This window comes from Micromonospora sp. LOL_015 (assembly GCF_048060275.1).
Classification (GTDB): domain Bacteria; phylum Actinomycetota; class Actinomycetes; order Mycobacteriales; family Micromonosporaceae; genus Micromonospora_E.
In genome coordinates this window covers 66198-93058 of sequence record NZ_JBHMIO010000013.1, presented here as the reverse complement: position 1 = coordinate 93058, position 26861 = coordinate 66198, and the positions used below count along the sequence as shown (strand labels likewise).

The following is a 26861-nucleotide window of genomic DNA, read 5'->3' as shown; positions in this document are numbered from 1 at the left end:
CCGAGTCAGCCGTTGTCGCTGTGTCCCAGCCGGGCGAGCAGCCCGGTGTGCTGCCGCTGGTGACGCTCGGCCCGTCGGCCGAGCGCGTCCGCCCGGCCCCACCGGCCGGGTACGTCGAGCAGCTCGATCCGGGGTATCGACGGCGGGAGATGCGGGTCGACGCCCAGATGGTCCTGGTACGGGGTGAGATCCAGCATGGTACGCAGCAGCAGCAGCACCGCCCCCGCCGACCAGCCCTGTGGGCTGCACGCCGTCGGGTACTCGACCGGATATTCGGTCAACTCGCGTCGGTAGCCGGCGAAGGCCTCCGGCAACCGTCCGTCGAAGAACCCGGACGCCTCGATCATCCCTTCCGCGATCCGGGCGGCCTCCTCGCGGAACCCGTACCGGCGCAGCCCCCAGGCGATGATCGAGTTGTCGAACGGCCAGACCGACCCCACGTGGTAGCCGACCGGGTTGTACCGTGCCTCGGTCTCGGCCAACGTCCGTACCCCCCAGCCGGAGAACATCGCCGGCCCGAGCAGATGCTCGGCCAACTTGCCGGCCCGATCCGGCTCGACGATTCCGCTCCACAGCAGGTGCCCCATGTTCGACGCCAGCGCGTCGACCGGGGTGCCGTCCGGGTCGAGAGCGAGCGCGTAGTACTCGCCGTCGGCCACCCAGAAGTCGCGGTTGAACCGCTGCTTCAGGTCGGCGGCCTCCCGCTCCAGCCGGTCGGCGTACGCTGGGTCGTTCCAGAACTGGCGGGCCAGCCGGGCGCCACGGATTTTGGCGTCATAGGCGTAACCCTGCAGCTCGCAGGTTGCCCTCGGCAGCGCGGACAGCCGTCCGTCACGGTAGGAGATCGCGTCCCAGGAGTCCTTCCAACACTGGTTCTCCAGACCATTGCGGGTGTTGCGTCGCCAGTAGGAGACGTAGCCGTTGCCGACCAGGTCCCCGTATTCGTCGATCCAGTGCAACGCGGCGCGGGCCTGGCGTTCGAGCCCGCGGACCAGTTCGACGTCGCCGCTCCACCGTTCGTACTCGTCGAGCAGGATCACGAACAGCGGAGTCGCGTCGGCCGATCCGTAGTACGGGGTGTGCGGCTGCTCCTCGAACGCCGCAGACTCGCCGTACCGGAATTCGTGCAGTATCTTGCCGGGCTCCTCCTCCCGCAGGTCGTCTAGGCTGCCGCCCTGCAATGAGCCGAGCAGTCGCAGCACCGGGGGAGTCAGCTGGGGTAGGAACGGCATGGTCTGCAGGCTGATGAAGATGCTGTCCCGGCCGAACAGCGTCATGAACCAGGGCAGCCCAGCGGTCGGGATCGCGCCGGTGGCGGTCAGCGAGGCATACCGCATGGCGGCGAGGTCGATCAGGCTTCGCTCATACGCCGTGGTGAGGTTGGGGTTGTCGGCGAGCAACTCCGGCGCCTGGTCGATCCAGCGCTCCAGCTCTTGGCGTAGTTGCGGTCGGGCCCGGCGCCGGTAGGCGCCCCAGATGGTCGGCGACGTGGGGTCGCCGCCATTGATCACCGGTTCCACCCGGAGTTCGGTCTGCCATTGACCGCGCGGCTCCAGGGTGACGTCGAACGTCATGCCGTCGTCGTCGATCCGGGCCGGAAGCGTGCTGGAGATGACGGTGTCCCGCCGAAAGGTCTCCCGCCGGTAGCTGTACCGCAGCCGACCGTCGTCGTGCTGGACCGACTTCGTTCCGCGCTTGTGCTGAACGTCCTTGATTTCGAACAGGTCCGCGAAGTCGGTGTCCATGTCGACTCGCAGGGTCAGGGTTGCCGGCGCGATGTCATGGTTGAGCACGGTGATCCGCTCGACGAACGCCGCGCCGATCGACTGCTCCCGGATGACGGACAGCTTGGCGTCGACGTAGTGAGTGGGTCGGCCCGGCACGAGGAAGAAGCGGGTCTCGAAGAAGTGCAGGTCGTCCTGGGACAGCGCGTTCAGTCGATGGCCGTCGATCCGGAGCACCCAGGTGGAGAGGAAGCGCGTATCGAACGAGAACAGGCCGGTTGGCAGGTCCGGTGAGGCGGTCACGTCACCGCGTTCGTCAGTCACCACGAAGGTGTTCCCGTCCAGGATGCTGACGGTCTTCTCGTTCATTCTTGACGGCCTCCCTCCGGGTGAAGTCCCTTGGATGCAGCCCGGCCGGCACACTGCCGAACAGGACCCGGCAGATCTGGTCCGCAAGGCCCAGGTCTCCCTCGACGACGACCGTGTTGCGGAACAGCAGGGGGATGAACCGGTCCTCGCCCCGGGCCAACCGGTCGAAGCGGACCCGTTCACTGCGGATGATCGAATCCGGCTCGGGCCCCGTCGACGACACCTGGACCTTCCCGGTTCCCAGGGTGACAAACCAGTGCGTCGTCCTGCTCTCGTCGTGCACGTCGAAGCGAACGGTGCCGCTCAGCCGGGGTGGCAGCCGGGTCAGGACCGAGCTTGCGTCGCGAACCAGCCGATCCAGCGCGTCCTCGACCGTGTCGACCATCCGACCCCACCTCCTCGCGCCGTGTGACGTCCTCGGTGCACCGTAGGTCGGGCCGAGACCGACCCGCATCACCCGCGTCGGGTGAGTTACCTGGGATCAGCCGGCCGGGGCGACTCGGCGGTGGACATCAGGTCGACGAAGCGCCGGGTATCGACGTTGCCGCCGGAGACGATCACGCCGACCCGCCGTAGCGTCGATACCGACCGACCTGCCAGTAGGGCGGCCAGCCCGGTCGCGCCGCTGGGCTCGACGACGACCCGCATCCGGTCGAAGGCGAACCGCATCGCCATCCGGATCTCGTCGTCATCGACCAGCGCGATGTCGTCGAGCAGTTGCCGGTTGATCGCGAAGGTCAGCTCACCGGGCGTCTCGGCGGCCTGCCCGTCGGCGATCGTGCGTGGCACCGGGATGGTGACCCGTCGGCCGGCGGCCAGCGATCGCAACGTGTCGTCGCCGGCCGCCGGTTCGACGCCGATCACCCGGATCCGGGGCAGTAGTCCTTTCGCGGCGACTGCGGTGCCCGCCGCCAGCCCGCCGCCACCGACCGGCACCAGCAGCGCGTCGAGCGGGCCGACCTCCTCGACCAGCTCGAGCGCTGCGGTGCCCTGCCCGGCGATGACGTGCGGGTGATCGTACGGCGGGACCAGGGCCAGTCCCCGGTCGGCGGCCAACGCCGTACCGATGGCGACCCGGTCACCGGTGTACCGGTCGTAGGTGACGATCTCGGCCCCGTAACCGCGGACCGCCGCCATCTTGGCCGCCGGGGTGTCCTGCGGCATCACGATCACTGCGGTGCTGCCCAACTCCCGGGCGGCCAGCGCGACGGCCTGGGCATGGTTACCGGACGAGTACGCGGCGATGCCCCGGGCCAGCTGAGCCGGTGACAGCCGGGAGATTGTGTTGTAGGCGCCACGAAACTTGAACGCCCCGACCCGTTGCAGGTTTTCGCACTTGACGAAGACCTCGGCGCCGACCATGGCGTCCAGAGTGCGCGAGCGCAGCACAGGGGTGCGGTGCGCGGCGCCGGCTATCCGCGCGGCCGCGTCGCGGACGTCGTGCAGGGTGACCGGTGTCGAGTCCGTCAAGGTGCTTCCTCCCGGGGCGCTCATCTGACAGAGTTCCATACAGCGGCCGGGCGAGTCGCAGCCGGCCGGCTGGTGTCCATGCCGCATTGTCCGGGCGCGGCCGACACCGCCGACCCGTAGCGCGACGGTGCCGCTGATGGTGTTGCGCGCGGTCCGGATCTGCTCGGATCTTTTCGAAAATTTTGGTACCTCTGGTCTCGCCATCAGGTGCCGACGCCGTGCTGCCGTCCTCCGGACCGCTGGTTGAACAGCGGGTCCGCCGGTATCGGTCTTGGTCATTGAGCTACCGGAAATTTTCCGTTAGCATCGCTCAACAGCACTTCGATGAAAGTCGATGTGTGGCCGAGGTTCACCCGCCGACCACACTCCGCACCGAGAGGCAACCATCGCCATGACCCATCAATCAGCCAGCAGACCGAGGAGAAGGGGACCGCGGGCCGCGTTGGCCTCCGCCGCGGTGGTTGCCCTTGCCGCCGGTACCTCGCTGCTGTACGCAACCTCCGCCAGCGCCGCCGAGTCCACGCTCGGCGCGGCCGCGGAGCAGTCCGGCCGGTATTTCGGTGCCGCCGTCGCGGCCAACAAGCTCAGCGATTCGACGTACGTGAACATCCTCAACCGGGAGTTCAACAGCGTCACCGCCGAGAACGAGATGAAACTCGACGCTACCGAGCCGCAGCAGGGCCAGTTCAACTTCAGCAACGGCGACCGGATCGTCAACCACGCCATCTCCCGCGGCATGGCCGTCCGTGGCCACACCCTCGCCTGGCACTCCCAGCAACCCGGCTGGATGCGGCAGATGGAAGGCGCTCCACTGCGCCAGGCCATGCTCAACCACGTCACCCAGGTCGCCTCCTACTACCGGGGCAAGATCCACTCCTGGGACGTGGTGAACGAGGCCTTCGCCGACGGCGGTAGCGGTGCCCGGCGCGACTCCAACCTGCAGCGCACCGGCAACGACTGGATCGAGGCGGCGTTCCGGGCCGCCCGCGCCGCCGACCCCGGCGCCAAGCTCTGCTACAACGACTACAACATCGACAACTGGTCCTGGGCCAAGACCCAGGCCGCGTACAACTTGGTCCGCGACTTCAAGCAGCGCGGCGTACCCATCGACTGCGTCGGCCTGCAGTCGCACTTCAACAGCGGCTCGCCGTACCCGTCGAACTACCGCACCACGCTGTCCAGTTTTGCCGCCCTCGGCGTCGACGTGCAGATCACCGAGCTCGACATCGAAGGCTCCGGCAGCAGCCAGGCCAACACCTACCGCAACGTGGTGCAGGACTGCCTGGCGGTGTCCCGCTGCACCGGCATCACCACCTGGGGCATCCGGGACTGCGACTCGTGGCGCAGCGGCGGCACCCCGCTGCTGTTCGAGTGCAACGGCAACAAGAAGCAGGCGTACCACTCGACCCTCTCCGCGCTCAACGCCGGCGGCACCCCGCCGCCCACGACGGCTCCGCCGCCGACCACGGCTCCGCCGCCGACCACGGCCCCGCCGCCCACGACGGCTCCGCCGCCCTCGCAGCCGCCAGGTGATGGCAACTGCTCAGCCGCGGTGATCTCGCTCGACCAGTGGTCAGGAGGCTTCGTGGCGAACGTGCGGGTGACCGCCGGGTCCGCCTCGACGAGCAGTTGGACGGTCACCATGACCCTGCCGTCCGGGGCGGCGGTCACCAACGCGTGGAACTCTCAGGCCAGCGGTAGCACCGGCACGGTGCGCTTCAGCAACGCACCGTGGAACGGCCAGATCGGTGCCGGGCAGTCGACTCAGTTCGGCTTCCAGGGCACTGGCACCGGCAGCGGGATGACCCCGACCTGCAGCGCCGGCTGACGGCAACCACCCCAGGGCGGGGCCGGTACGCGGGACGTCCCGCGTACCGGCCCCGCCCGCGTGCGGCGACCGGGAGCGCGGGGGTGCGACCGGCTGGGCCCGGCGACACCCGGTACCGGCCCGGCGCGGCGCTGTCGGTGGCTGCGGTTACGCTCGTCGGACGGTGGCTCGCAGGCCACCGTCGTTGCCCTGCCGGCCGGTCCTGTGCACCGGCGAGGCAGGGCACCGTGGGCCGGCACCGGGAGTTCGACGCGTTGACTGCACAATCTGAGACGCTGTACGGAGCAGACGACCTCACCCACCTGGAAGGGCTGGAGGCTGTCCGTAAACGGCCCGGCATGTACATCGGCTCCACCGACAGCCGGGGCGTCGGCCACCTGCTCAACGAGATCCTCGACAACTCCACCGACGAGGGCGTCGCCGGCCACGCCAGCCGGGTCGAGGTGACTCTGCACGCCGACGGTTCGGTCCAGGTCGACGACGACGGCCGGGGCATCCCGACCGACGTACACACCCGGTCCGGGCTGTCCGGGGTCGAACTGGTGCTGACCCGGCTGCACGCCGGCGGCAAGTTCGGCGGCTCCGGTTACAAGGCGTCCGGCGGCCTGCACGGGGTCGGCGCGTCGGCGGTGAACGCGCTCTCGCTACGGTTCGACGTACGGGTCAAGCGGGCCGGCCGGGTGTCGGAGATGTCGTTCCAGCGGGGCGTCCCGGGGGTCTTCGACGGCCCCGGCCCGGTCGCCGGCTTCACCAGGCAGTCGGGGCTGCGGGCGGTCGGTCGGATGAAGCGCGGCGAGGCCACCGGCACCTCCATCCGCTACTGGTACGACGCCCGCTACTTCGACGCCGGCGCCGCACTCGACGTGGCGGCCGTGCGGACCAGGCTGCGTAACACCGCCTTCCTGGTACCCGGGGTCACCTACGTGCTGCGCGACGCCACCTCTGGCGAGCTGGCCGAGGAGGTGTACCACCATCCCCGGGGCCTGGTTGAGATGGTGGAGTTCCTCACCCCGACCGGGGACCGACCGGTCAGCGGTACGCTGTTCATCACCGGCACCGGCACCTACAAGGAGAACGCCGCCGACGCCAACGGGGTGATGCAGTCGGACGTGGAGCGCCGGGCCGAGGTGGAGGTCGCCCTCGGCTGGGGCACCGGTTACGAGCGGACCGTGGAATGCTTCACGAACACCATCCGTAACCTGCACGGCGGCACCCACCGGCGGGGTTTCGAACGCGGGGTGACCCGGGCCGTCGTGGACGCGGTGCGCAACAGCCGTGGCCTGCTAAAACCCAAGGAGGATCCGCCGACCGTCGACGACGTCCTCGAAGGCATGACGGCCGTGGTGCACGTGCGGATACCGGAGCCCCAGTTCACCTCGCAGACCAAGGACGAGCTTTCCACCGCGGGCATCACCCGGGTGGTCCAGACGGTGGTGGAGCGGCACATCAAGTCCTGGGTGGAGGATCGTCGAACCCGTACCGAGGCCCGGACCGTGCTGCAGAAGGTTGTCGACGCGGCCCGGGTCCGGCTCACTCAGAAGCAGCAGAAGGACGCCGCTCGGCGCAAGACCGCCCTGGAAGGGGCGTCCATGCCGCCGAAGCTGGTCGACTGCCGGTCGACCGGCCTGCAACGCAGCGAGTTGTTCATCGTGGAGGGCGACAGCGCGCTTGGTTCGGCCCGGATGGCCCGCGTCGCCGAGTACCAGGCACTGCTGCCGATCCGGGGCAAGATCCTCAACGTGCAGAAGGCCAACCTGGCCGACACGTTGCGCAACGCCGAGGTTGCGGCGATCGTCCAGGTCCTCGGGGCCGGCACCGGGCGTACCTTCGACCTGGCCGCCATGCGGTACGGCCGGGTGATCCTGATGGCCGACGCGGACGTGGACGGCTCGCACATCCGGACCCTGCTGATCACCCTGTTCGCCAAGTATCTGCGCCCGGTGATCGAGGCCGGCCGGCTGTACGCGGCGATGCCTCCGCTCCACAAGATCACCACCAAGGGCCGCAACGCGGAGACCATCTTCACCTTCACCGAGGCCGAGATGGAGCAGACCGTACGGCGCATCGAGCGGGCCGGGCGACAGGTCGTCACCCCGGTGCCCCGGTTCAAGGGCCTCGGCGAGATGGACGCCGACGAATTGTGGGAGACCACCATGAACCCGGCGACTCGCTCGGTACGCCGGATCACCCTGGCCGACGTGGAGGTCGCCGACCGCACCCTGGAGTTGCTGATGGGGGAGAAGGTCGAGCCGCGCCGCAACTGGCTGATCGACTCGGCCGGCCGGGTCGACCAGGAGAGTATCGACGCCTGAGCATGACCCGCTCGATCGAGGAAGCGCTGGGAACGTAGAGATGGCACGCAGCAAGAGCAAGCAGTCCGGGGTCGACCTGTCCGCGTTCGACCAGGCCGGCGCCCGGATCCTGGACAACCCGCTGGAGACCGAGATCCAGGACTCCTACCTGGAGTACGCCTACTCGGTCATCTATGCCCGAGCCCTGCCCGACGCCAGGGACGGGCTCAAACCGGTGCACCGACGGATCCTCTACTCGATGAGCGAGCAGGGGCACCGTCCGGACCGGGGCTACGTCAAGTCGGCTCGGGTGGTGGGCGACGTGATGGGCAAGTTCCACCCGCACGGCGACACTGCGATCTACGACGCGATGGTCCGGATGGCGCAGCACTTCTCGCTCAACGTGCCGCTGGTCGACGGGCACGGCAACTTCGGCTCCCCCGACGACGGTCCGGCGGCCAGCCGCTACACCGAGGCGCGGATGTCCCGCCCGGCGATGCTGCTCGTCGGCGAACTCGACGAGGAGACCGTCGACTTCAAGCCCAACTATGACGGCTCGTTGACCGAGCCGAAGGTGTTGCCGGCAGCCTTCCCGAACCTGCTGGTCAACGGCGCGTCCGGAATCGCCGTCGGGATGGCGACCAACATGATCCCGCACAATCTCAGTGAGGTCGTCGCGGCCACCCGCTGGCTGATCCGCCATCCCGACGCGAGCCTCGACAAGCTGATGGAGTTCGTTCCCGGCCCGGATCTGCCGACCGGTGGCTTGCTGCTCGGACTCGACGAGGTGCGCCGTGCGTTCGCCACCGGGCGAGGGGTGGTGCGGATGCGCGCCAAGGTGCAGATCGGCCTGCTCGAGGGCAGCCGTGGGCGGCAGGCGATCACGGTGACCGAGCTGCCTTACGGGGTCGGTACCGAGCGGATCATCGAGAAGATCACCGAAGAGGTCAACAAGACCAAACGGTTGCAGGGCATCGCCGACGTCAAGGACCTGACCGACCGGGAGAACGGCACCCGCCTGGTCATCGAATGCAAGATCGGGGTCAACCCGCAGGCTCTGCTCGCCGATCTCTACCGGCTGACCCCGATGGAGCAGTCGTTCGGCGTCAACAACCTGGTGCTGGTCGACGGGCAGCCACGTACGCTCGGGCTGAAGGAGCTACTGGAAGCCTTCCTTGCTCACCGGTACGACGTCGTCACCCGACGCAGCCTCTACCGACGGAGCCGCCGCCAGGATCGACTGCATCTGGTCGACGGTCTGCTGATCGCCCTGCTCGACATCGACCGGGTGGTGCGGCTGATCCGGGGCAGCGACGACGCGCAGGCGGCGCGGGACGCGCTGATGGCCGAGTTCGGGCTGACCGCCGTGCAGGCCGGCTACATCCTGGACACCCCGCTGCGCCGGCTGACCCGGTTCGACCGGATCGAGCTCGAGGCCGAGCAGGACCGGCTGCGTAGCGAGATCGCCGAGCTGTCGCGGATCCTCGACGACCCCGCGGCGCTGCGGAAGCTGGTCTCCGACGAGCTGGCCAAGGTGGCCAAGCAGTTCGCCACCCCCCGGCGGACCACTCTCGTCGACGGCGACCTCAAGGAAGTGCTGGCCGCCTCGGTCCCGGCCGGTCCGCTGGAGGTCGCCGACGACCCCTGCCAGGTCATCCTGTCCGCCACCGGGCTGGTCGCCCGCACCGTCGCCGAGAGCGAGGAGTCGGTCGAGGATGCCCGGCGCAACAGCCGGGCCCGGCACGACGCGGTGCAGGCCGTGGTGCCGGCCACTGCCCGTGGCCAGGTGCTGCTGATCACCAGCACCGGCCGGGCGGTCCGTACCGATGTTCTGCCGTTGCCGGTGCTGCCGCAGCGTTCCGGAACGGTGTCGCTGTCCGGCGGCATGCCGGTCGCCGAACTGCTGCCGTTGGGCACGGGTGAGCAGGTTGTCGGCCTGGCCCCGGCCACCCAACGGGACGCGCCGGGACTCGCGCTGGGCACCCGCCACGGCGTGGTGAAGGTCTGCGCGCCGGACTGGCCGGTACGCGCGGACGAGTTCGAGGTGATCGGTCTGCGCGACGGCGACGAGGTCGTCGGAGCCAGTTGGCTGACCGACGGCACCGAGAGCCTGGTGTTCGTCACCACTGACGCCTCGCTGCTGCGGTTCGCCGCGAAGCTGGTCCGTCCGCAAGGGCTCAAGGGCGGCGGCATGGCCGGGATCAACCTCGCGGCCGATGCCCGGGTGCTGTTCTTCGCCGCCGTACGGACCGACGACCCGGTGCACGGAGAGCCGATGGTGGTCACCTCCACCGGGCATCACGTCAAGGTCACGCCGTTCGCCGAGTATCCCGCGAAGGGCCGGGCCACCGGTGGGGTCCGGGTGCAGCGGTTCCTCAAGGGCGAGTCGGGGCTGGAGCTGGCCTGGGTGGGTTCCCGACCGGTCGGTGCCACCCCGTCCGGGGAGTCGGTGGCGTTGCCGCAGCTCGATCCGCGCCGGGACAGTTCGGGCACCCCGGTGATGCTGGCCCCGCAGGTCATCGGTCACCTGCTAGAACGAGGCTGACCACCGGCGGCCGATCCGGTGCCGTCGGCCAATCACCGACCCGACCGGTTATCAGCCCAGCTGGGTGGCGGCCAGCCGGCGGTCGTACCAGGCCCGGATCGCGGCGGCAGCGTCCGCCGGCAGTGGGCCGTCGGCGGCACCGGCAACGCTGCTGGTGAGCTGGGCGACCCGGCGGGCGCTGTGCGCTACCGACGCCTCGATCTCGCTGGCCGACCAGGTCTCGGTGCCATCGGGCAGATAACCGGCGCAGCCGCCTCGACCGGCCCCACCGCTGCCGCCGCCCGCCGCCGGGGCCCGGTCCGGTCCGGCCGTACCCGCCTACCGAGCAGCCCGAGCCCACCGAGCGCCAGCAGCACGTACAGGTTGCTGTAGATCAGCCCGAGCCCGGAGAAGTGCAGGTCCCACCCGCCCGGACTGGCCAGTACCCAGCTCGTGCTGCCCGCCAGGACCAGCCAGCCGGCGGCGGCAGTGAGGATCGTCGACCTGCGGCCGCACCACCGTTGGTCACCGCCGAGGACCAGCAGCGCCGGCACCCACCACACCCAGTGGTGGTGCCAGGAGACAGGGGAGACCAGCAGCCCGGTGGCCGCGCAGGCGAGCACCGCCAGCAGTTCGTCGCCGGCCCGCGCGCAGCGGACCGCGACGGTCATCCCGGCCGCGCCGACCAGCACCGCGATCACCAGCCACGGCAGACCAGGCCGCGGTTCGTCCAGCACCCGGGTCACCGCGCCGGACAACGACTGGTTCAGGACGGTCCGGGGATCCCCGGTGACCCGGTCGGTGTCCAGCAGCCCGCCGGTCCAGAACCAGTTCGAGTCGGTCGGCGGTTGGCCCGCTCCTGCTCCAGCCAGGTCCGGGCCGCGACGGCGTCGGGCAGCGGCCGCGCCGCGACGCTCGGGCCGGTCGCCGCCGGCCGCCGGTGTCGCTCGGCGGGGAAGAGTAATCCATGGCGGCTGCGGCGGTGTGCAGGTAGTGGTCGAACAGGACGGTCATCGCCTGGTGCCGGTCGACCGGTGAATCCTGCCGGCCGGCGAGGTCCACGGCGTACGCTCGGAGCAGGTCGTGCATCCCGTAGCGGTGGCCAGGCCCAGGCCCGGGATGCAGCCCCAGCAGCCGGAACGCGCGGGCGGCGTCGGCCGGCAGATGCAGGTAGGACCAGGAGAACACCGCGCGTACGCCGGTGCGCCGGTCGCCACCCGCGTCGAGCAGATCGAGGCGCCGGTGCTGATCGGCGAGTCCGCGGACCAGTTCGACCAGTGGCGCGGTGGGGCGGGTGGCCGCCAGTTCCGCGGCTACCCGCAGGAAGCCGGCGAGGGCCTGGCCCGGGGAGACGGGCTGCTCGGCGTCGTAGCCCTGCAGATCGACGTAGAGCTGGCCGTCGGGGAACCGGTGCCGGATCCGGTGCGCCCAGCGGACGGCGAGCGCGGTCTTGCCGACGCCGGCGGTGCCGGACACTGCGGCGATGGTCACCACCGGCGACCGGTCCACGTCGTCAGTCCACCCGTGGGCGTCGTCGAGCAGTTGGTCGAGCTCGGCCAACTCGGTGATCCGGCCGGTGAAGTCGGGGATGTCGGCTGGCAGCTGGGCCGGTGCCGGTTCGGGCGTTGCCCGGCCGGTTTCACCGCCCGGGGATCTGACCGAGGACCCGGATACGCAAAGTCGTCACCCTCGCCGGTCGTACCGAATGCCGCCGCTCGGAACGGGTTGGCCTTGTACGTCGGTCGGCTGACCTCAACCTACGTCTATATCGCTCGGCATTGCAACGTCAGCTGTCGAATGACCCAGTCGAACTGCCGAACCCATCGGTGGTGAGTGTCCGCAGTGGATAACGTCGGCGCGGGTCGGATCTCTCTCGATTGTGTGCCGGGTACCGCGGTGACCTGGTAGCGACGCCGCGTCGCCGGGCGTTGGTGCCCCGACCGGGGCACCAACGCCCGGCTGATGGTCACTCCTCCTCGAACTCTTCACCCGAGTCGTCGTCCCCGCCGAACGAGTCGAAGACCTCGCCGGCGATCATCCCGCCGGCGAAGCCGAGCGCGGCGCCACCGACCGCGCCGGCGACGGCCCCACCCATTCCCGACCCGCCATGGTGCCCGCCGTAATGCCCACCGGGCGCGCCGTACCCGCCGATCAGCGACTGGCGCTGGGAGAGGGCCTGGCGGACCCAGGTGTCGACCTGGGCGGTCCAGTCCACCTGGTCGGCGTCTGTGTGACTGACCCGGTAGCGGCCGTACGAGTCGTGCCCCGGCCGGAAAAGACCACCGCGCTTGTCGAACTCCAGCACGACGTCGATGCCGTACTCGCTGGCCACGAAGGTCAGCTCGACCTCATTGATGCCGCCGGCGTACTGGGGTGCGGCGTAGTACTCGATTTCCTGGTAGAACGGCAGGGTCTGGGGCACGCCGTGTAGCCGCCCGTACTCCAGGTCGGCGCCCTTGAAGGCGAAGCCAAGCCGGGCGAACGCCTCCAGGATGCGCTCCTGCAACGGCAGCGGGTAGATGTGCACCGCATCGAGGTCGCCTCGGTCGATCGCCCCCGGGATGGCGACCTCGGTCCGCAGACCCATGGTCATGCCGTGCAGGCGCTGCCCGTAGAGGTCGGTCACCGGGGTCTCCCACGGCACCGGGAACTGGAAGGGCAACGACAACTGCTGGCCTTCGCGCAGGTGGATGCCGCCGGACACAGGGAACCGGTGGAACTCGGCCAGGGCGTTGTGGTCCTCGCCGCCGGCCTCCACCTCAACCCGGGTGACCAAGCTGACCGTGATCTGGTCCAGCTGCACGTCGTGGCTGCCGCCAGTGATGTTCACCTGCCCGGTGAGGGCAAGGCCCGGCCGGGCGTTGGGGTTCTGTAGCACCGTGTCGACGCTGGGAGCGCCGATTCCAAGAGCGCCCAGCATCTTCTTGAATACCACGTACATTCCTCTCGGTTCTCGGTTGACGGACCGTGCCCTGCCGGTACCGGCATTCGGGGCATCCAGTGTGGATATAATGGCAGGTGTTCAGTTTATCCTGATCTATCGTGGCGGGTTGTCGTGGGCGGTTGTCGGCGTGGTCCGGTTATCGCACGCGACTGCGGGACGGGTGAAAAAATGCGTCTATGCCGGATTTCCTGGTGACGGCGGACTGGCCTGTCTCCTGGTCGATAGCCGCGTTCGCGATCGCCGGAGTGGTAACGGTGGCGGCTGGGATCCGGCTCGTCGCCGTGGGTGACGCGCTCGCCGACCGGACTGGCTGGGGAGAAGCGGTCTTCGGTGCGGTCTTCTTTGGTCTGGCGACGTCGCTGTCCGGGATCGTGATGACTGCGGTGACCGCGGCTAGTGACGCTCCGCAACTGGCCTACAGCAACGCCGTCGGCGGCATCGCTGCGCAGACCACCGCAATCGCGGTGGCCGACCTGTTCTACCGGCGGGTCAACCTCGAACACGCCGCCGCTTCGCTGTCCAATTTGCTCTTCGGCTGCCTGCTGCTGGCGCTGCTGGCCCTGGCGCTGCTGGCCACCTACACCCCGGACGGCGCGGTGGCGGGCGTCCACCCGGTCTCGATGATCATGATCGGCTGCTACCTCGGCGGCGTCATGATCGTCCACTCCACCGACGTTACGCCCTACTGGCAAGCCGTCGACACCAACGAGACCCGCCGGGATCTGCCGCAGAGTCACGGTCCCCTCGACGACTGTCCACTGCGTCGGCTGTGGGTGCGGTTCGCTCTCGTCGGGCTGGCCGTCGCCGCCAGCGGCTGGCTGACCGCACTCGCCGCCGAGAGCCTGGTGCAGGCGACCGGGCTACGGGCCGGATTCGTCGGCGGGGTGCTCATGGGCCTGGTCAACGCGTTGCCGGAGACGATCACCGCGATCGCGGCGGTACGGCGCGGGGCGGTGACCCTCGCGGTCGCGGCCGTCCTCGGCGGCAACTGCCTCGACGCGCTCAACCTGGTGGTCGCTGATGTCTTCTACCGCCCCGGGTCGATCTACCACGCGGCCGGTCCGGACGAACTGTTCCTCACCTCTGCCGCGCTACTGATGACCACGGTGCTGCTCGGTGGGCTGCTGGCCCGGCAGGTCCGCGGCTGGGGTCGGTTGGGCTTCGAAGGCACCCTGTTGTTCGGCGGCTACCTCGCCGTGGTCGCGGTCCTGGCCCTCTGACACCAGCATCAGCGCCCCGGATCGTCGGTCACCGGCCGGCCGGGCCAGGCTGATCACTGCGGTAACCACCGCCCCCGGCCCCGGTTCGACACGATCGATGATCAACTCGCTGCAGAGTTGCCGGCAGATCCAGATCCCCCGACCACCGGCCCGCGCCTGGTCCGGCGGAACGGTTCCCACCTGCGGGTCACGCATTCCCGGTCCACCGTCGCTGACCTGGCAGTACAGGATGTCGTCGCGGCGCCAAAACCGGAGCCGGCCACTGCCGCCGCCGTGGCGTAACGCGTTGGTGGCGAGCTCCCCGGCAACGATGAGCAGATGCTCGGTCTGCTCGGCCGAGATGCCCAGCCCGGGAGCGTGTGCGCTGAGCGTAGCCCGCAGGCCGTACAGACCGTCCCGGTCGAACGGCTGGTCGACGGCACCGGCCGGGGACGGAGTGCCCGTCGGCCGTCCCCCGATGCCGAGCGAGGTGGGATCAGGGCTGCTCATGGCGTCTCTGTACCCGCAGTTGAGCCACGTCATCCGCGCCGACCAGGGACAGCACGGTACCGACCAGCCGGCGGCAGGATACCGTCATTCGGCGCGATCCCGGCAACGCCCGAGCGGCAGCCAGGATGATCCCGGCGCAGGCTCCGTCGATGTAGTCCAGCCCGGTCAGGTTGATGTGCAGGTGGCGGTCGATCCGTACCGACTCGGCCAGCGCCAACTCGAGCACATCCTTGTGCCGGTAGTCCAGCTCACCGGCGATGCGCAGGCCGGCCGGGCTGTACTGCCGGCAGACCCGCAGCAGCGGATGCTCCAGGTAGACCTGAGCGGCGACGGTCCGGGGATGGGCCCGGGCGGCGAACGCCAGCGTGACGGCGTCAAACCGCTCCCGGTCGTACTGGCAGATCAGACAGAGCTGGCCGTGTGCGAACAGGTCGGCGACCAGCGTCTCGAACTCGACCAGTTGATCGGCTGCGGCGGCCGGGCGGGTCGCCCAGCACATGTCGGCGGTCACCCGGAGGCCGGCGTACCCCTCGTCGCTGGCCTGGCGCGCCTCCCGCGCGAGTGTCCGCACCATCGCCCCGGCGTCGGCGGTTGCCCCGCCGAGCAGCGACTCGGTGGCCGAGACGATGCGCAGCTGGCCCCGGCGCAGGGCCGATCCAGGCCGTACCGCGCGGTCGTGCAGCTCACCGGCGAGCTCGTCCGGGCTCACCGAGTCGGTCCAGCAGACCACCTTCTGCCCGGCCCGCAGCCCGCGACGAACGAAGGCCGCCACCAGGTCCAGTCGCTCCTCCTGGTCGGAGAAGGTGAGACAGGCATGGTCGCCAGCGCCGAGCGTGCCAACCGCAGCCGTGTCCGCCATCGTCGATCCGCCTTGTCCGTCTTAGGGAGGATGCCCGCCACCTTATGCGTTGCCCCCGGTCGCACCCGGACACGCCCTCCGTTGAGCCGTCGATTTGAACGTCCGCCGTGCGATGCCCGTACCACCGGTGGTAGAGCGGACAGCACCGGATCTGGGGGCCCACGTGATCATCGGAGAAGGCCCGGTTAGTGGTCGCCTCGCGGATCGGTCCGGCCGGTCCGGGAACTCCCGGCACCCTGCCCGGCGAACCGCGACGTCCGGCCGACGCGCCGACTCCCGTGGCGGAACATCTCGTCGGTCACTGCTCGGCTTCGGCCTGTCCGGCCTGCTCGCCGCAGGTGGCCTCGGCTATGGGTGGCGGGCTGCCGCCGGTTTGCCGGTGACCGGCGGTCGGGTGGCCGCTGGCGGGCCGGGTACGGTAGTGGCCGTGCCGACCTCTGCGGTGCCGACCCCGGACGTCGTGGTGGAGCAGCGCCGCCGGGCGGCGCTGGCGGCCCGACAGGTACGCGAGTACGCCGCCGGCCTGCCCGGCCAGTTCAGCTTCGCGGCTGTCGAGCGCGGCACCGGGGCCGGGTTCCGTACCGGTGACGAGCTCCAGTTTCAGACGGCGAGCATCGTCAAGGTGGAGATTCTCACTGCCCTGCTGCTGGACCGGGGCGGGATCCCGTTGACCGCCGTGCAACGCGACCGGGCCGAGGCCATGATCACAGCCAGTGACAACGCGGCGGCCAGTGAACTCTTCGCCGCCATCGGCGGCGTCTCCGGACTGGACCGGGTCAACACCGAGCTGGGCCTGACCCGGACCCGACCGAGGTCGGCCTGGGGAACGACTGTCACCACCTCAGCCGACCAGGTCCGGCTGCTTCGAGTGCTGGTCGACGAGGAGAGCCCGCTGCGACCGGCGGAGCGGGGCCTGGTGCTGGACCTGATGCGTCGGGTGGTCGATGGACAGCGGTGGGGGGTGCCGGTCGGTGCCGGTACGACCGGCTCCCGTACCTGGGTGAAGAACGGCTGGGACACCGTCGACGATCATGACGGACGCTGGCTGGTCAACAGCATCGGGCGGATCGTCGAGGACGACCACGACTGGCTGGTGGCGGTGCTGTCCGACCACCACGACTCGCTGGATGCCGGCATCGCGGCGGTGGAACAGGCGGTGCGAATCGCCTTCGACACGTGGCGACGGCCGGCCCCGGCCGGCTAGCCCCCGGCTGGCCGGCACCTGTCCGTCGGGTCAGGCCGGGCCGAACACCCGGTCGCAGGCCTCGCGCAGGTCGACCTGCGCGGCCGAGATCGTCAGGTTCCCCTCGATCGGCTCCTGGTCGGCGGCGGCCCGGGCGGCGTCCACCAGGTCCTTTCCACGGGCGGCCAGCGTGGCGTCGGTCGACGCCTGTGCCTGCCGGCCGATCTCCCGATTGACGTCGTGGTCGAGCTCGGCCGCGCTGATCTCACGTAGGTCCTGGCACGCCTGCCAGCCTTCGGTGTCGGCCGGTGGGGTCTGCGACGTGCTCTCGTCGATTGTCGGCGTCGGCGTCGCCTGCGACTGCTCGCCCCTGGTCAGCGCGCCGATCCCGATGACCAGGACGGCCAGCAGGACCGGCGCGGTGATCCACAGCCAGACGGGCCGGCGGCGGGAGCGGCGGGAGGGGGAGAATCCGGAGTGGTCAGCAGAGGTGCGGTAGGGGTGGCTCACGGTAGTGCCTCTCAGGTCCGACTGGGCGGGCGGAGCTCCGACTGGAGAGGGAAGCGGTGGCTTACGGCATAGCGGACATCAACGCCTGTGCCATCATATATTCATACACGTTGCCTTCATGTGCTGCCCCATAGTAAGCTTTTCGCTGCGGAAGGCAACCCGTCTATCGCCCCAGGTCGTCCGGACGGACAGGGGTGGTCGTAAGCATCCGGAAACCCGGGCCTGTCACACTGGGTCGGTGTATGACGTCGACGTGCTCGTGATCGGATCCGGCCCCAGTGGACAGAAGGCGGCGATCGCCGCGGCGAAGCTCGACCGGAGCATCATGGTCGTCGAGCGCGCGCACATGCTCGGCGGCGTGTGCATCAACACCGGCACCATCCCCTCCAAGACCCTGCGCGAGGCCGTCCTCTACCTGACCGGCCTCAACCAGCGCGAGGTCTACGGTCAGAGCTACCGGGTCAAGGATCACATCACGGTCAGTGACCTAACTGCCCGGACCCAGCACGTGATCGGGCGCGAAATCGACGTGACCCGCAGCCAGTTGACCCGCAACCGGGTACGGATCATGACCGGCACGGCACGGTTCGATGACGCGCACACCGTGGTGGTGACCGATGCGACCGGCCACGGAAACAAGGTCACCGCCGAGAAGATCGTGATCGCGGCCGGTACCCGCCCGGCCCGCCCGGCCAGCGTCGACTTCGACGAGCGGACCATCATCGACTCGGACGGCATCATCAACCTCGAACAGGTGCCGCAGTCGATGCTGGTGATCGGAGCCGGGGTGATCGGCATCGAGTACGCCTCGATGTTCGCCGCGCTCGGCACCGAGGTCACCGTGGTGGAGCGGCGGGACCGGATGCTCGAATTCTGCGACCTGGAAATCGTCGAAGCGCTCAAGTATCACCTGCGTGACCTCGCTGTCACCTTCCGTTTCGGCGAGGAGGTGGCGTCGGTGCAGCGCCACCAGCGCGGGGCGGTCGCGGTGCTGGAGAGCGGCAAGCGGATCGCCGCCGACACCGTGATGTACTCCGCCGGGCGCCAGGGCGTTGCGGGTGACCTTGATCTGGAGCGGGCCGGCCTGACCGCCGACGCCCGGGGCCGGATTCAGGTCAACGAGAACTTCCAGACCACGGCCGGGCACATCTACGCGGTCGGAGACATCATCGGTTTTCCCGCCCTGGCCTCCACCTCGATGGAGCAGGGCCGGCTCGCCGCCCACCACGCCTGCGGTGAACCAGCCCGTGGCATGCCACAGCTACAACCGATCGGCATCTACACGATCCCGGAGATCAGCTTCATCGGCAGCACCGAGGACCAGCTCACCGACAACCGGGTGCCCTTCGAGGTGGGGGTCGCCCGCTACCGGGAGCTCGCCCGCGGGCAGATCGTCGGCGACTCGTACGGGATGCTCAAGCTACTGGTCGCCCCGGACAGCCGGCAACTGCTCGGCGTGCACATCTTCGGCACCGGGGCCACCGAACTGGTGCACATCGGGCAGGCGGTGATGGGCTGCAACGGTACCGTCGACTACTTCGTCGACGCCGTGTTCAACTATCCGACCCTTGCCGAGGCGTACAAGGTCGCCGCGCTGGACGCGATGAACAAGATGCGGCACCTCGCCCAGCTGCACGACTGACCGTCAGCTGTCCATCCGACGGGACCGGAGGGTCAGTCGGGTCCAGCCGGTGCCGCCTGACGGCGGTGCACCGCGACCGCGGCGAGCAGTACACAGCCGGTCATCGGCACCACCAGCGGGACCAGCTGCCAGGTGACCAGGACCAGACCGGTGAGGGCGAGCGTCAGCAGCACCGTACCGCCCGGGTCGGTCCGCAGCGTGCGCGCCGCGGCGCGCAGCAGCGCCGGCCAGGCTGCGCCCGGGTGCCAGCCAGCGGCGGCCCGCAACAGTAGGGCGCCCAGGCCGACCGCGGTGAGCAGGCAGGCCGCCGCGACCAGCTCACCGACGGGCAACTGGCCGGTGCGTACCACCGCCGCGTCGAAGTACAGCAGCAGCCCGGCCCCGACCGCCGCGAGCGACCATGGCCAGCTGCCGGGCAGCGCGGCCCTCAACCGTACGCCGAAGGCACCGAGCCGGGTGCTGCCGGTGTCGTCGATGTACGCCCGCAGCTGCGTGCACCCGGCGGCCAGCGCGGCCAGCAGCGTGACCAGCGGCAGCAAGCTGACCAGCACCAGCACTCCGACCAGCAGGGTCTCACCGAACAACGCGAAGCGGGCGTTACGCACACCGGCTCCGGCGGCGGTGGCGAGGTCGTCGCGGCCGGTGGCGCTCACCCCTTCAACCCCGAGGTGGCGACCCCGTCGACCAGCAGACGCTGGAAGAACAGGAAGAACCCGATGACCGGCAGCAGCGCGAGCATCGACATGGCCATCAACGCACCGTAGTCGGACAGCGTGGTCTGATCGATGTAGAGCTGCAGCGCCAACGGCAACGGGTACTTGTCGGGGGTGCTGAGGTAGATGAGCGGGGCGAGGAAGTCGTTCCAGGTCCAGATGAAGGTGAAGATGGCCGTGGTGACCATTGCCGGCCGGGACAACGGCAGCACCACGTGCCAGAAGATGCCCCACGGCCCAGCGCCGTCGATCCGGGCCGACTCGTCCAGTTCATGCGGGATGCCGCGCATGAACTGGACCATCAAGAAGACGAAGAACGCCTCGGCGGCGAGGAACTTGCCGGCCAGCAGCGGCACGTAGGTGTCGACCAGAGCGAGTTTCTGGAAGACCGCGTACTGCGGGACGATCAGCACGTGGAACGGCAGCAGCAGGGTCGAGATCATCAGTACGAACAGGACGGTACGGCCATGGAACCGTAGCCGGGCGAAGGCGTAGCCGGCCAGGGCCGACGACGCCACCGTCCCGACCACGGCGAGCACCGCCAGCACCGCCGAGTTCCAGAAGAACCGCAGCACGCTGATACCGGCCATGCCCTCGGCCGCCCGCTGGTAGTTGCCCAGCGTCGGCTCCTGGGGAAACAGTTCCAGGCTGCCGACGATCGACCCGGACGGTTTGAACGAGGCGGAGACGACCCAGACTACCGGGTAGAGGATCACCGCCAGCAGCGCCACCGCCGCCAGATGCCAGCCGACGCTGCCGAGGCGACGCCGCCGGGTGGCGGCACCCGCCGCCCGAGACGCGGGGGTCATCGGTCGTCTCCCGAATAGTGGACCCAGCCACGGGCGGTTCGGAACAGCATCGCGGTCACCAGCCCCACGCCGAGCAGTAGCATCCAAGCCATCGCCGAGGCGTAGCCCATCCGGAAGTCGGTGAAGCCCCGGTCATAGAGGTAGACCGTGTAGAACAGGGTCGAGCCGGCAGGGCTGCCGTTGCGGCCGCCGATGACGTACGCCGAGGTGAAGATCTGGAACGAGTTGATTGTCTCCAGCAGCAGGTTGAAGAACAGCACCGGTGAGATCATCGGCAGGGTCACCGACCAGAATCGACGCGCCCGGCCGGCGCCGTCCACCTCGGCCGCCTCGTACAGCTCGGCCGGCACCTGCTTGAGCCCGGCGAGGAAAATCACCATAGGCGCGCCGAACTGCCAGGCCGCCAGCAGCACCAGCATGAGCAGCGAGAAGTCGGGATTGCCGACCCACCCGCCGCTGCCCAGACCGACCGAGCTCAGCAGTCGGTCGACCACCGCGTCGTCGCTGAACAGCGCCTTCCAGACGATGGCGACGCTGACGCTGGCGCCGATCAACGACGGCCCGTAGAACGCCGCCCGGTAGAAGCCCTGGCCGCGGCGGCGCTGGTTGAGCAGCATCGCCACCGCCAGCGCCGCGGCGAGCTTCAACGGTACGGCGAGCAGCACGTACCCAGCGGTGACCCGGACCGACTGCAGCCACCGGTCGTCGTCGAAGAGCCGGCGGTAGTTGTCCAGCCCGACCCATCCCGGCGTGGTGAACAGGTTGTAGTCGGTGAACGACAGGTACAGCGAGGCCGCCATCGGGCCGACCGTCAGCAGCAGCATGCCGACGATCCAGGGGGACAGGAACAGGTAACCGGCCACCGGGTCGCCGTCGCGGCGACCCGATGGCGGCGTCGCCGGTCTACGGCGGCCGGCTGCCGCGGGCCGGGCGGAGCCGACGGTGGAGCTTGTCATCGGAACCCTCGGGCTGGTCACCGCGTACGGATCAGGGCTCGAGGATTTCCTCGGCTTCGGCGAAGAGCTGGTCGGCCGCCTCTGCCACGCCGATCCGCCCGTAGTGCAGTTCCTCGCTGATCCGGATGAACGCTGCCTCGATGCTGCCGGCACCGCGCGGAGGCGCCGGTGGTGCCTGGGTGAGCTGATCGGCGATGGTCTCCTCGTAGGCGGCCACAGCAGCCAGCGGCCCGTCGAGTTCGGCCGCGTCCCGCTGGGCGTTGGTGGCTGGCAGGCCACGGTTGCCGCCGAAGATCCGACCCACCTCCGGGTCGTTGATCATGAAGGAGATCAGTCTGGCAGCCGCTGCCGGGTGCTCGGTGCCGGCCGACGTGCTCAGCAGCATCGCCGGTTTGAGGTACTGCCCGAGCTGTCCCGGGTTGTTGCTGGGCACCGGGCCCAGCCTGATTTCGGTGTCGGTCTCGCCAGCGTACCGGGTGAGGAAGTTGTCCCAGCTGAGGTCGGAGGCGGCCAGGTCGTCGACCCACAGGGAGGCCGGTTTGATCTGGACGGCGGTCTCCACCGGCAGGACCACGTCCTGCTCGATCAGGTCCATGCCCTGCTGCCAGAACCGCGCCAGCCGTTCCTTGCTGAAGCCGAGGCGGCCGTCCTCGGTGAACAACGCCCCGCCCTCCTGACGCAGCTGCGCCTCAAGGTTGTAGATTACCCCGGTGTAGTTGCCGCCGCCGTAGGTGCCGGTCTCGGCCTTGATGGTGGCCATCGCGGAGTGGTAGTCCTCCCAGGTCCAGCCGATCACCGGCGTGGGCACCCCGGCCTGCTCGAACAGCGCCGGGTTGTAGAACATGCTCCAGGTGTTGCCGCCGACCGGGACCGCGTACAGCGTGTCGTCGACCGCGCCGGCGCCGTCGAATCCGGCCAGCAGGTCGTCGAGGACGAGGTCGGTGCCGACGTGCTCGTCGAGACCGCCAAGCACTCCCCGGTCGGCGTACTCGCGCAGGTAGGAGAAGTCCATCTGCAGGACGTCCGGCATGTTGCCGCCGGCGGTCTCGGTGGTCAGCTTCTGCCAGTACGCCTCGTATTCCTGGAAGCTCGGCGTCACGGTGATGCCCGGGTTCTGCTCCTCGAACAGGTCGATCGCCTGCTGCATCAGGTCGGCCCGCTCGGCGTTGCCCCACCAGGAGTAGCGCAGCGCGACCTCGCCCGACTCGGTGTCGGCACCGCAGGCGACGGTGCCGGTGGCGACCAGCGAGAGGGCAGCAGCGATGGCCAGCGACTTGGTGAATCGTTTCAATCTTGCCATCAGAAACCTCCGGATCTGAGCCGACCACCAGGTGCGTAACGATGTGTTTGGGGGCCAGAGGAAGCGCTTGTGAACGTAGGTTAGGAGTCAGTTACATGTGCGTCAATGGCTGACTTGAACGTTACAACTCCGCGGCATGCCCGCCGACCCGAGCCGGGCCGGGGCAGCACACCGGCCGCCCTGGTCGTACCATCGCGACATGGCAGAGATGGTCACCCTGCGGCTGAGCCCGCAGACCCTGGCCAGGGCGCGGGCCGCTGCCGAACGGGACGGGATGACGCTCTCCGACTGGATCGACCGGGCCGCCCGCCGGGAAGCACGCCGCGACGCCGCCCGGGCACACGAGGAGTGGCTGGCCGCCAACCCGGAGGTCCGCGACGAACTGGACGGCTTTGACGAACTCGCCGACACGCTGGAGTCCGGCTGGTCCGACCTGTCTGACGCGGCGTGAACCGCGGCGAGATCTGGACCGTCGGCGAGCGCTCCGATCTGCGCTACCGGGTGGTGGTGCTGTCCGGCGACACGCACAACGAGCGACCCAGGGCCGCCCCGTACTGCGCGCCAATCGTCCGCCAGCGCGGCGCCACCAGCCTGCCGCCGTTCGTGGTGCCGCTGGCCGAGACCGACCCGCTGTCCGGAGTCGTCGTGGTCAACCGGATGCGCCGCATCTCCGGCCGCTCCGGGGCGGAACGGGTCGGCATGGTGACCGGTGCCAGCATGGCCCGACTGGAAGAGGCGATGCGGGACCTGTTCGACCTCTGACAGGTGCGCGCGGCCCGGCACCTCGGACGAGTGCAATCCCCGCCGACGCTGGCGGAAGCGCCCGGCCAGGTGGTACGACGGTCCGATGGGTATCGTGTCGCCCGGTTTCCAGGGCCGTCCACGTCCTCCCGGCGCTGCCACCCTGCCGCCGGGACAGTATCTGACCGACGACTTCCCGGTGCTGTCCGCCGGCCCGACCCCGCGCATCGACGTCGCCGGCTGGCAGTTCGTGGTCACCACCGAGGACGGCACCGAGCAGCGGTGGAGCTGGCCGGAGCTGCTCGACCTGCCCAGTGAGGACGTCACCGTCGACCTGCACTGCGTGACCAAGTGGTCCAAGCTCGGCACCCGCTGGCACGGCGTCTCCCTCGACACCCTGCTGGCCGACATCGACACCAGCGCCGACTACGCCCTCGTTCACTCGTACGGCGGATACACCACCAACCTGCCACTGGCCGGCCTGCTTCACGGGCAGGCATGGATCGCCTACCGCTACGACGGCGCCGACCTGAGCCCGGAGCACGGCGGCCCGGCCCGGCTGCTGGTGCCGCACCTCTATCTGTGGAAGTCGGCCAAATGGGTGCACGGCATCCGGCTGCTGACCGACGATGAACCCGGCTTCTGGGAGACCGCCGGCTACCACGATTACGGTGACCCATGGCGCGAGCAGCGGTACCAGGGCGACTGAGCTGGCGGGTGGCCCGCCTCGCCGCCGTCCGGGACGAGACGACGACCGCCCGTACCCTGCTGCTCGACGTGCCGGACTGGCCCGGACACCTGCCCGGCCAGCACGTCGACGTGCGGCTCACCGCCGCCGACGGTTACCAGGCACAGCGCAGCTACTCGATCGCCAACGCGGCCGACGGCGACCGGGTCGAGCTGACCGTGCAGCGGGTGTCCGACGGCGAGGTCTCCGGCTACCTGGCCGGCCCGTACGCCGTCGGTGACCCGGTGGAGATTCGCGGACCGGTCGGCGGCTGGTTCGTGTGGCGACCGGACACGACCGATCCGGTGCTGTTGATCGCCGGCGGCTCCGGCATCGTGCCGCTGATGGCGATGATCCGCGCCCGACGGGCCGCCAGCAGCCGGGTACCGTTCCGGCTCATCTACTCGGTGCGTACCCCGGCCGACGTCTACTACGCCGACGAGCTGCGCCGCCGCGCCCGCGACGACGCCGGTCTCGACGTCAGCTACGTCTACACCCGGCAGGCGCCCGAGGGCCGGCCCGGCCAGGTCGGCCGGATCGGAATCTCCCGGGTCAACACCGACGGTTGGCCGGCCATGCTCGAACCGGCCTGCTATGTCTGCGGGCCGACCGGCTTCGTGGAGACGGTCGCCGACATCCTGATCGCCCTCGGGCACGACCCCCGCCGCGTCCGCACCGAACGATTCGGACCCACCGGAGGTTGACATGACCGACCAGCCCGTGACGTCGGTGCTGCCCGACGGACGTCACCTGATCGACGAGCACCACCTACCCGATGAGCACCACCTGGACGGTAACGCGCTGGCCGGTCCGCTGGGCGAGATATTCGCGGTGGACGTCACCACCGCGATCGGCCGCTGCGCCAACTGCGGGCGGGCCGGGCCGCTTGCCGCTCTGATGGTCTACTCCGACGCGCCCGGCCTGGTCGCCCGCTGCCCGCACTGCACCGGGGTGCTGCTGCGGCTGGTACGCGGCCCGGTCGACGTCTGGCTCGACCTGCACGGCGCGCTGAGCCTACGGATCACCGTACCGGCAGGTTGAGCCTTCCCGGCTCCGCCGTGCCGACCGGGCCGCCCGGCACGGCGGAGCCGGATCACCTCAGCCAGTGCGCCACGTCGTGCGCCAGCAACTGCTCCAACGCCGGCAGGTCGCCCTGCTGAGCGGCAGCGAAGAACCGTCGGGCAAGCTCGTCGCGTTGCCGCCGGCTGGCGTGATAGCGCGGTCGGCGCGCGCGAATCTTCTCGCGCGCCCGGGCGACCAGATGCCGGGTGCCGTCCACGTCGGCACCGACGATCTCGGCGACCTGCGGGTACGGGTAGTCGAACACCTCGCGCAGCAGGAACGCGGCGCGCTGCTGCGCTGACAGGCTTTTCCAGCAGGACGAGAAAGGCCAGCGACAGCGAATCGGCGATCTCCGCCTGCTCGGCCGGTGTGGGGTCGGTGACCAGTGGCTCGGGCAGCCACTCGCCGACGTAGCGTTCCCTACGGGACCGGGCCGAGCGGAGCTGGTCGATGGCCAGCCGGGGGTGGCCAGCGGTCGGGCGACAGGTCCGAGAGCACCTCGTAAGCCGTGCCGATCGCCTGTTCTGCCTCCTGCGCCTGGCCGAGCTTCGCGTGCGCGCGTGCCTCGCCGTTGACGGCGAGGCGGACCGCCTGTGCTCCGCGGCTGGCGAACCGGCGGCCGTCCACGGCGTAGGCGAGCGCCTTGCGGTACTGCCCGTCGTAGAACTCGGCGAAGCTCTGTGTGCCCCGTACCCATGCTTTGAGTTCCCGGTCCTCCGCGTAGTCGGCGAGCTGGAACGCCTCGATCCCGTAGGCCCGCGCGGAGCTGAACCGGCCGAGATTGACCGACATGTAGCTGAGCAGCCCGGAGAGCTGCCCGGCGATGGTGAGCAGCCGGGCGCTGTAGCTGGGCTGCATCCGCAGCGGGATGAGGCTCTGCACCCAGCGTCGTTGCCGCACCACGTCGGCGGCCAGCGTGAGTGGCCCTTCCTCCTCGTAGCGGGCGACGACATCCGAAACGTAGAGATTCAGAGTGTCCAGCAGCGCGTGGTTGACGCTCGCGTCGTTGTTCTCGCGGATCCGGGCCAGGATGACCGAGGGCTGCTCGACCAGCCCTTTGGCGCTACCTACGCTCGGGAAAGCGGGCACAACCCTCCGGTTGCCGGAGACGGCACTGATCTCCGATCCGACAACAGCAGCATCCTGCCGTACCGTTGTGCGAGGGTTGCGGAATCCGAGTTCGTCGTTGGTGTCGACATTGAGGACGATGCGCAGGGCCGTGCGGTAGTCCTCGGCGGGGAAGCGGATCTTGCCGTTTTCGAGTTTGCCCAGGTAGTTGGCGGTGAAGGCGCTGTGCGCCGCCTGGCCGGGGTCGGGGTAGAGGATCTTGTTGACGGCGTCGGCGAGTTGCCGGCGGGTCAGGCCCAGGCGTTCGCGTGCTGCGGTGAGCGGATGGTTCTGCATGACACCCCCGAAGTGTGGCGCACGATCGATGCGTGGTGGCGCGAACTGCCTGTGGCGGTGATCGATTTTGGACAGTATCCACCCGGTGAATGCCGC

The 26861-nt window shown here is 69.6% G+C and carries 24 protein-coding genes and 2 pseudogenes; 11 read left to right on the top strand and 15 right to left on the bottom strand.

Annotated elements, in window-relative coordinates; all coding sequences use genetic code 11:
• Positions 1–5: 5 nt before the first annotated feature.
• From ACFHWU_RS13720 to ACFHWU_RS13710, 3 genes are all read right to left on the bottom strand, one after another.
• Positions 6–2093, bottom strand: coding sequence for a glycogen debranching N-terminal domain-containing protein (locus tag ACFHWU_RS13720; RefSeq protein ID WP_416590709.1), 2088 nt, complete (start codon positions 2091–2093; stop codon positions 6–8).
• A complete protein-coding gene (locus ACFHWU_RS13715) occupies positions 2041–2478 on the bottom strand; it encodes an SCP2 sterol-binding domain-containing protein (RefSeq protein ID WP_416555085.1) in 438 nt (145 codons plus the stop codon). Before ACFHWU_RS13715 ends, ACFHWU_RS13720 begins: the two co-directional genes overlap by 53 nt.
• Positions 2479–2564: 86 nt before the next feature.
• A complete protein-coding gene (locus ACFHWU_RS13710) occupies positions 2565–3563 on the bottom strand; it encodes a threo-3-hydroxy-L-aspartate ammonia-lyase (RefSeq protein ID WP_416568282.1) in 999 nt (332 codons plus the stop codon).
• A 391-nt stretch (positions 3564–3954) separates the two neighbouring features.
• Here ACFHWU_RS13710 and ACFHWU_RS13705 point away from each other — a divergent pair, with 391 nt between their 5' ends.
• From ACFHWU_RS13705 to ACFHWU_RS13695, 3 genes are all read left to right on the top strand, one after another.
• Positions 3955–5391, top strand: a complete 1437-nt coding sequence (locus ACFHWU_RS13705) for an endo-1,4-beta-xylanase (protein ID WP_416590707.1) — start codon at positions 3955–3957, stop codon at positions 5389–5391.
• Between the two features lie 227 nt (positions 5392–5618).
• Complete coding sequence (locus ACFHWU_RS13700) at positions 5619–7703, top strand: DNA gyrase/topoisomerase IV subunit B (RefSeq protein WP_416590705.1); 2085 nt, start codon at positions 5619–5621, stop codon at positions 7701–7703.
• Positions 7704–7743: 40 nt separating this feature from the next.
• On the top strand, positions 7744–10227 hold the full coding sequence (locus ACFHWU_RS13695) for a DNA gyrase/topoisomerase IV subunit A (protein ID WP_416555093.1): 2484 nt from the start codon (positions 7744–7746) through the stop codon (positions 10225–10227).
• A 185-nt stretch (positions 10228–10412) separates the two neighbouring features.
• Here ACFHWU_RS13695 and ACFHWU_RS13690 read toward each other — a convergent pair whose 3' ends face one another.
• The 3 genes and pseudogenes from ACFHWU_RS13690 to ACFHWU_RS13680 all read right to left on the bottom strand — a co-directional run bounded on the left by ACFHWU_RS13690 (position 10413) and on the right by ACFHWU_RS13680 (position 13141).
• Complete coding sequence (locus tag ACFHWU_RS13690) at positions 10413–11015, bottom strand: glycosyltransferase 87 family protein (protein WP_416590729.1); 603 nt, start codon at positions 11013–11015, stop codon at positions 10413–10415.
• Positions 11016–11274: 259 nt separating this feature from the next.
• Positions 11275–11817 (bottom strand): annotated as a pseudogene (locus ACFHWU_RS13685) (hypothetical protein); the annotation flags it as partial.
• Positions 11818–12172: 355 nt separating this feature from the next.
• Positions 12173–13141, bottom strand: coding sequence for a sporulation protein (locus tag ACFHWU_RS13680; RefSeq protein ID WP_278168894.1), 969 nt, complete (start codon positions 13139–13141; stop codon positions 12173–12175).
• Positions 13142–13326: 185 nt separating this feature from the next.
• Here ACFHWU_RS13680 and ACFHWU_RS13675 point away from each other — a divergent pair, with 185 nt between their 5' ends.
• On the top strand, positions 13327–14370 hold the full coding sequence (locus tag ACFHWU_RS13675; RefSeq protein WP_416555097.1) for a sodium:calcium antiporter: 1044 nt from the start codon (positions 13327–13329) through the stop codon (positions 14368–14370).
• A gap of 60 nt (positions 14371–14430) precedes the next feature.
• Here the strand turns inward: ACFHWU_RS13675 and ACFHWU_RS13670 are convergent.
• Together ACFHWU_RS13670 and ACFHWU_RS13665 are read right to left on the bottom strand one after the other, a co-directional pair.
• Positions 14431–14859: pseudogene (locus tag ACFHWU_RS13670) on the bottom strand (ATP-binding protein); the annotation flags it as partial.
• Positions 14846–15718: an MEDS domain-containing protein gene (locus ACFHWU_RS13665; protein WP_416555099.1), complete on the bottom strand. Its 873-nt coding sequence runs from the start codon at positions 15716–15718 to the stop codon at positions 14846–14848. The gene ACFHWU_RS13665 and the pseudogene ACFHWU_RS13670, both read right to left, overlap by 14 nt.
• A gap of 427 nt (positions 15719–16145) precedes the next feature.
• On the opposite strand from ACFHWU_RS13665, the gene ACFHWU_RS13660 reads away from it, so the two are divergent.
• Positions 16146–16922 (top strand): serine hydrolase, encoded by a 777-nt coding sequence (locus tag ACFHWU_RS13660; protein ID WP_416555101.1) that lies wholly within the window; start codon positions 16146–16148, stop codon positions 16920–16922.
• Positions 16923–16952: 30 nt separating this feature from the next.
• Here the strand turns inward: ACFHWU_RS13660 and ACFHWU_RS13655 are convergent, their stop codons facing one another.
• Complete coding sequence (locus ACFHWU_RS13655) at positions 16953–17411, bottom strand: hypothetical protein (RefSeq protein ID WP_416555103.1); 459 nt, start codon at positions 17409–17411, stop codon at positions 16953–16955.
• A 238-nt stretch (positions 17412–17649) separates the two neighbouring features.
• Here ACFHWU_RS13655 and sthA point away from each other — a divergent pair, with 238 nt between their 5' ends.
• Positions 17650–19053: a Si-specific NAD(P)(+) transhydrogenase gene (gene sthA, locus ACFHWU_RS13650; RefSeq protein ID WP_416555105.1), complete on the top strand. Its 1404-nt coding sequence runs from the start codon at positions 17650–17652 to the stop codon at positions 19051–19053.
• A 32-nt stretch (positions 19054–19085) separates the two neighbouring features.
• Here the strand turns inward: sthA and ACFHWU_RS13645 are convergent, their stop codons facing one another.
• From ACFHWU_RS13645 to ACFHWU_RS13630, 4 genes are read right to left on the bottom strand one after another with little or no spacing between them, the layout of a single operon-like run.
• Positions 19086–19706, bottom strand: coding sequence for a hypothetical protein (locus ACFHWU_RS13645; protein ID WP_416590703.1), 621 nt, complete (start codon positions 19704–19706; stop codon positions 19086–19088).
• A complete protein-coding gene (locus tag ACFHWU_RS13640; protein ID WP_416555109.1) occupies positions 19703–20575 on the bottom strand; it encodes a carbohydrate ABC transporter permease in 873 nt (290 codons plus the stop codon). Before ACFHWU_RS13640 ends, ACFHWU_RS13645 begins: the two co-directional genes overlap by 4 nt.
• Positions 20572–21531, bottom strand: a complete 960-nt coding sequence (locus ACFHWU_RS13635; protein ID WP_416590701.1) for a carbohydrate ABC transporter permease — start codon at positions 21529–21531, stop codon at positions 20572–20574. Before ACFHWU_RS13635 ends, ACFHWU_RS13640 begins: the two co-directional genes overlap by 4 nt.
• A 31-nt stretch (positions 21532–21562) precedes the next feature.
• Positions 21563–22831, bottom strand: coding sequence for an ABC transporter substrate-binding protein (locus ACFHWU_RS13630; protein ID WP_416590699.1), 1269 nt, complete (start codon positions 22829–22831; stop codon positions 21563–21565).
• Between the two features lie 199 nt (positions 22832–23030).
• Here ACFHWU_RS13630 and ACFHWU_RS13625 point away from each other — a divergent pair, with 199 nt between their 5' ends.
• The 5 genes from ACFHWU_RS13625 (at position 23031) to ACFHWU_RS13605 (ending at position 25340) form a co-directional block, all read left to right on the top strand.
• Positions 23031–23282: a hypothetical protein gene (locus ACFHWU_RS13625; protein WP_278168905.1), complete on the top strand. Its 252-nt coding sequence runs from the start codon at positions 23031–23033 to the stop codon at positions 23280–23282.
• Positions 23279–23593 carry a type II toxin-antitoxin system PemK/MazF family toxin gene (locus tag ACFHWU_RS13620; protein WP_278168906.1) on the top strand — a complete coding sequence of 105 codons (315 nt, stop codon included), beginning with the start codon at positions 23279–23281 and terminating at the stop codon, positions 23591–23593. Before ACFHWU_RS13625 ends, ACFHWU_RS13620 begins: the two co-directional genes overlap by 4 nt.
• 85 nt (positions 23594–23678) lie before the next feature.
• Positions 23679–24281, top strand: coding sequence for a sulfite oxidase-like oxidoreductase (locus ACFHWU_RS13615; RefSeq protein ID WP_416555115.1), 603 nt, complete (start codon positions 23679–23681; stop codon positions 24279–24281).
• The gene (locus tag ACFHWU_RS13610; RefSeq protein WP_416555117.1) at positions 24251–25003 is read left to right on the top strand and encodes a ferredoxin reductase; all 753 of its coding nucleotides are present in this window, start codon (positions 24251–24253) and stop codon (positions 25001–25003) included. The genes ACFHWU_RS13615 and ACFHWU_RS13610 overlap by 31 nt, the downstream gene beginning before the upstream one ends.
• Before the next feature lies 1 nt (position 25004).
• Positions 25005–25340 (top strand): DUF6510 family protein, encoded by a 336-nt coding sequence (locus ACFHWU_RS13605; RefSeq protein ID WP_416555119.1) that lies wholly within the window; start codon positions 25005–25007, stop codon positions 25338–25340.
• Between the two features lie 52 nt (positions 25341–25392).
• On the opposite strand, the gene ACFHWU_RS13600 is transcribed toward ACFHWU_RS13605, so the two are convergent.
• Both ACFHWU_RS13600 and ACFHWU_RS13595 read right to left on the bottom strand, forming a co-directional pair.
• Entirely contained in the window at positions 25393–25665 is a 273-nt protein-coding gene (locus tag ACFHWU_RS13600; protein ID WP_416590727.1) for a sigma factor-like helix-turn-helix DNA-binding protein, read from the bottom strand.
• Positions 25666–25781: 116 nt separating this feature from the next.
• Complete coding sequence (locus ACFHWU_RS13595) at positions 25782–26765, bottom strand: helix-turn-helix domain-containing protein (protein WP_416590697.1); 984 nt, start codon at positions 26763–26765, stop codon at positions 25782–25784.
• Positions 26766–26861 lie beyond the last annotated feature (96 nt).

Bases quoted from the DNA above. Each gene is read 5' to 3' on its own strand.
- ACFHWU_RS13610 (WP_416555117.1), top strand. From the start codon at position 24,251: ATGGCGCGAGCAGCGGTACCAGGGCGACTGAGCTGGCGGGTGGCCCGC.
- ACFHWU_RS13625 (WP_278168905.1), top strand. From the start codon at position 23,031: ATGGCAGAGATGGTCACCCTGCGGCTGAGCCCGCAGACCCTGGCCAGG.
- ACFHWU_RS13695 (WP_416555093.1), top strand. From the start codon at position 7,744: ATGGCACGCAGCAAGAGCAAGCAGTCCGGGGTCGACCTGTCCGCGTTC.
- ACFHWU_RS13640 (WP_416555109.1), bottom strand. From the start codon at position 20,575: ATGACCCCCGCGTCTCGGGCGGCGGGTGCCGCCACCCGGCGGCGTCGC.
- ACFHWU_RS13705 (WP_416590707.1), top strand. From the start codon at position 3,955: ATGACCCATCAATCAGCCAGCAGACCGAGGAGAAGGGGACCGCGGGCC.
- ACFHWU_RS13605 (WP_416555119.1), top strand. From the start codon at position 25,005: ATGACCGACCAGCCCGTGACGTCGGTGCTGCCCGACGGACGTCACCTG.
- ACFHWU_RS13720 (WP_416590709.1), bottom strand. From the start codon at position 2,093: ATGAACGAGAAGACCGTCAGCATCCTGGACGGGAACACCTTCGTGGTG.
- ACFHWU_RS13635 (WP_416590701.1), bottom strand. From the start codon at position 21,531: ATGACAAGCTCCACCGTCGGCTCCGCCCGGCCCGCGGCAGCCGGCCGC.
- ACFHWU_RS13675 (WP_416555097.1), top strand. From the start codon at position 13,327: ATGCCGGATTTCCTGGTGACGGCGGACTGGCCTGTCTCCTGGTCGATA.
- ACFHWU_RS13595 (WP_416590697.1), bottom strand. From the start codon at position 26,765: ATGCAGAACCATCCGCTCACCGCAGCACGCGAACGCCTGGGCCTGACC.
- ACFHWU_RS13630 (WP_416590699.1), bottom strand. From the start codon at position 22,831: ATGGCAAGATTGAAACGATTCACCAAGTCGCTGGCCATCGCTGCTGCC.
- ACFHWU_RS13665 (WP_416555099.1), bottom strand. From the start codon at position 15,718: ATGGCGGACACGGCTGCGGTTGGCACGCTCGGCGCTGGCGACCATGCC.
- ACFHWU_RS13715 (WP_416555085.1), bottom strand. From the start codon at position 2,478: ATGGTCGACACGGTCGAGGACGCGCTGGATCGGCTGGTTCGCGACGCA.
- ACFHWU_RS13615 (WP_416555115.1), top strand. From the start codon at position 23,679: ATGGGTATCGTGTCGCCCGGTTTCCAGGGCCGTCCACGTCCTCCCGGC.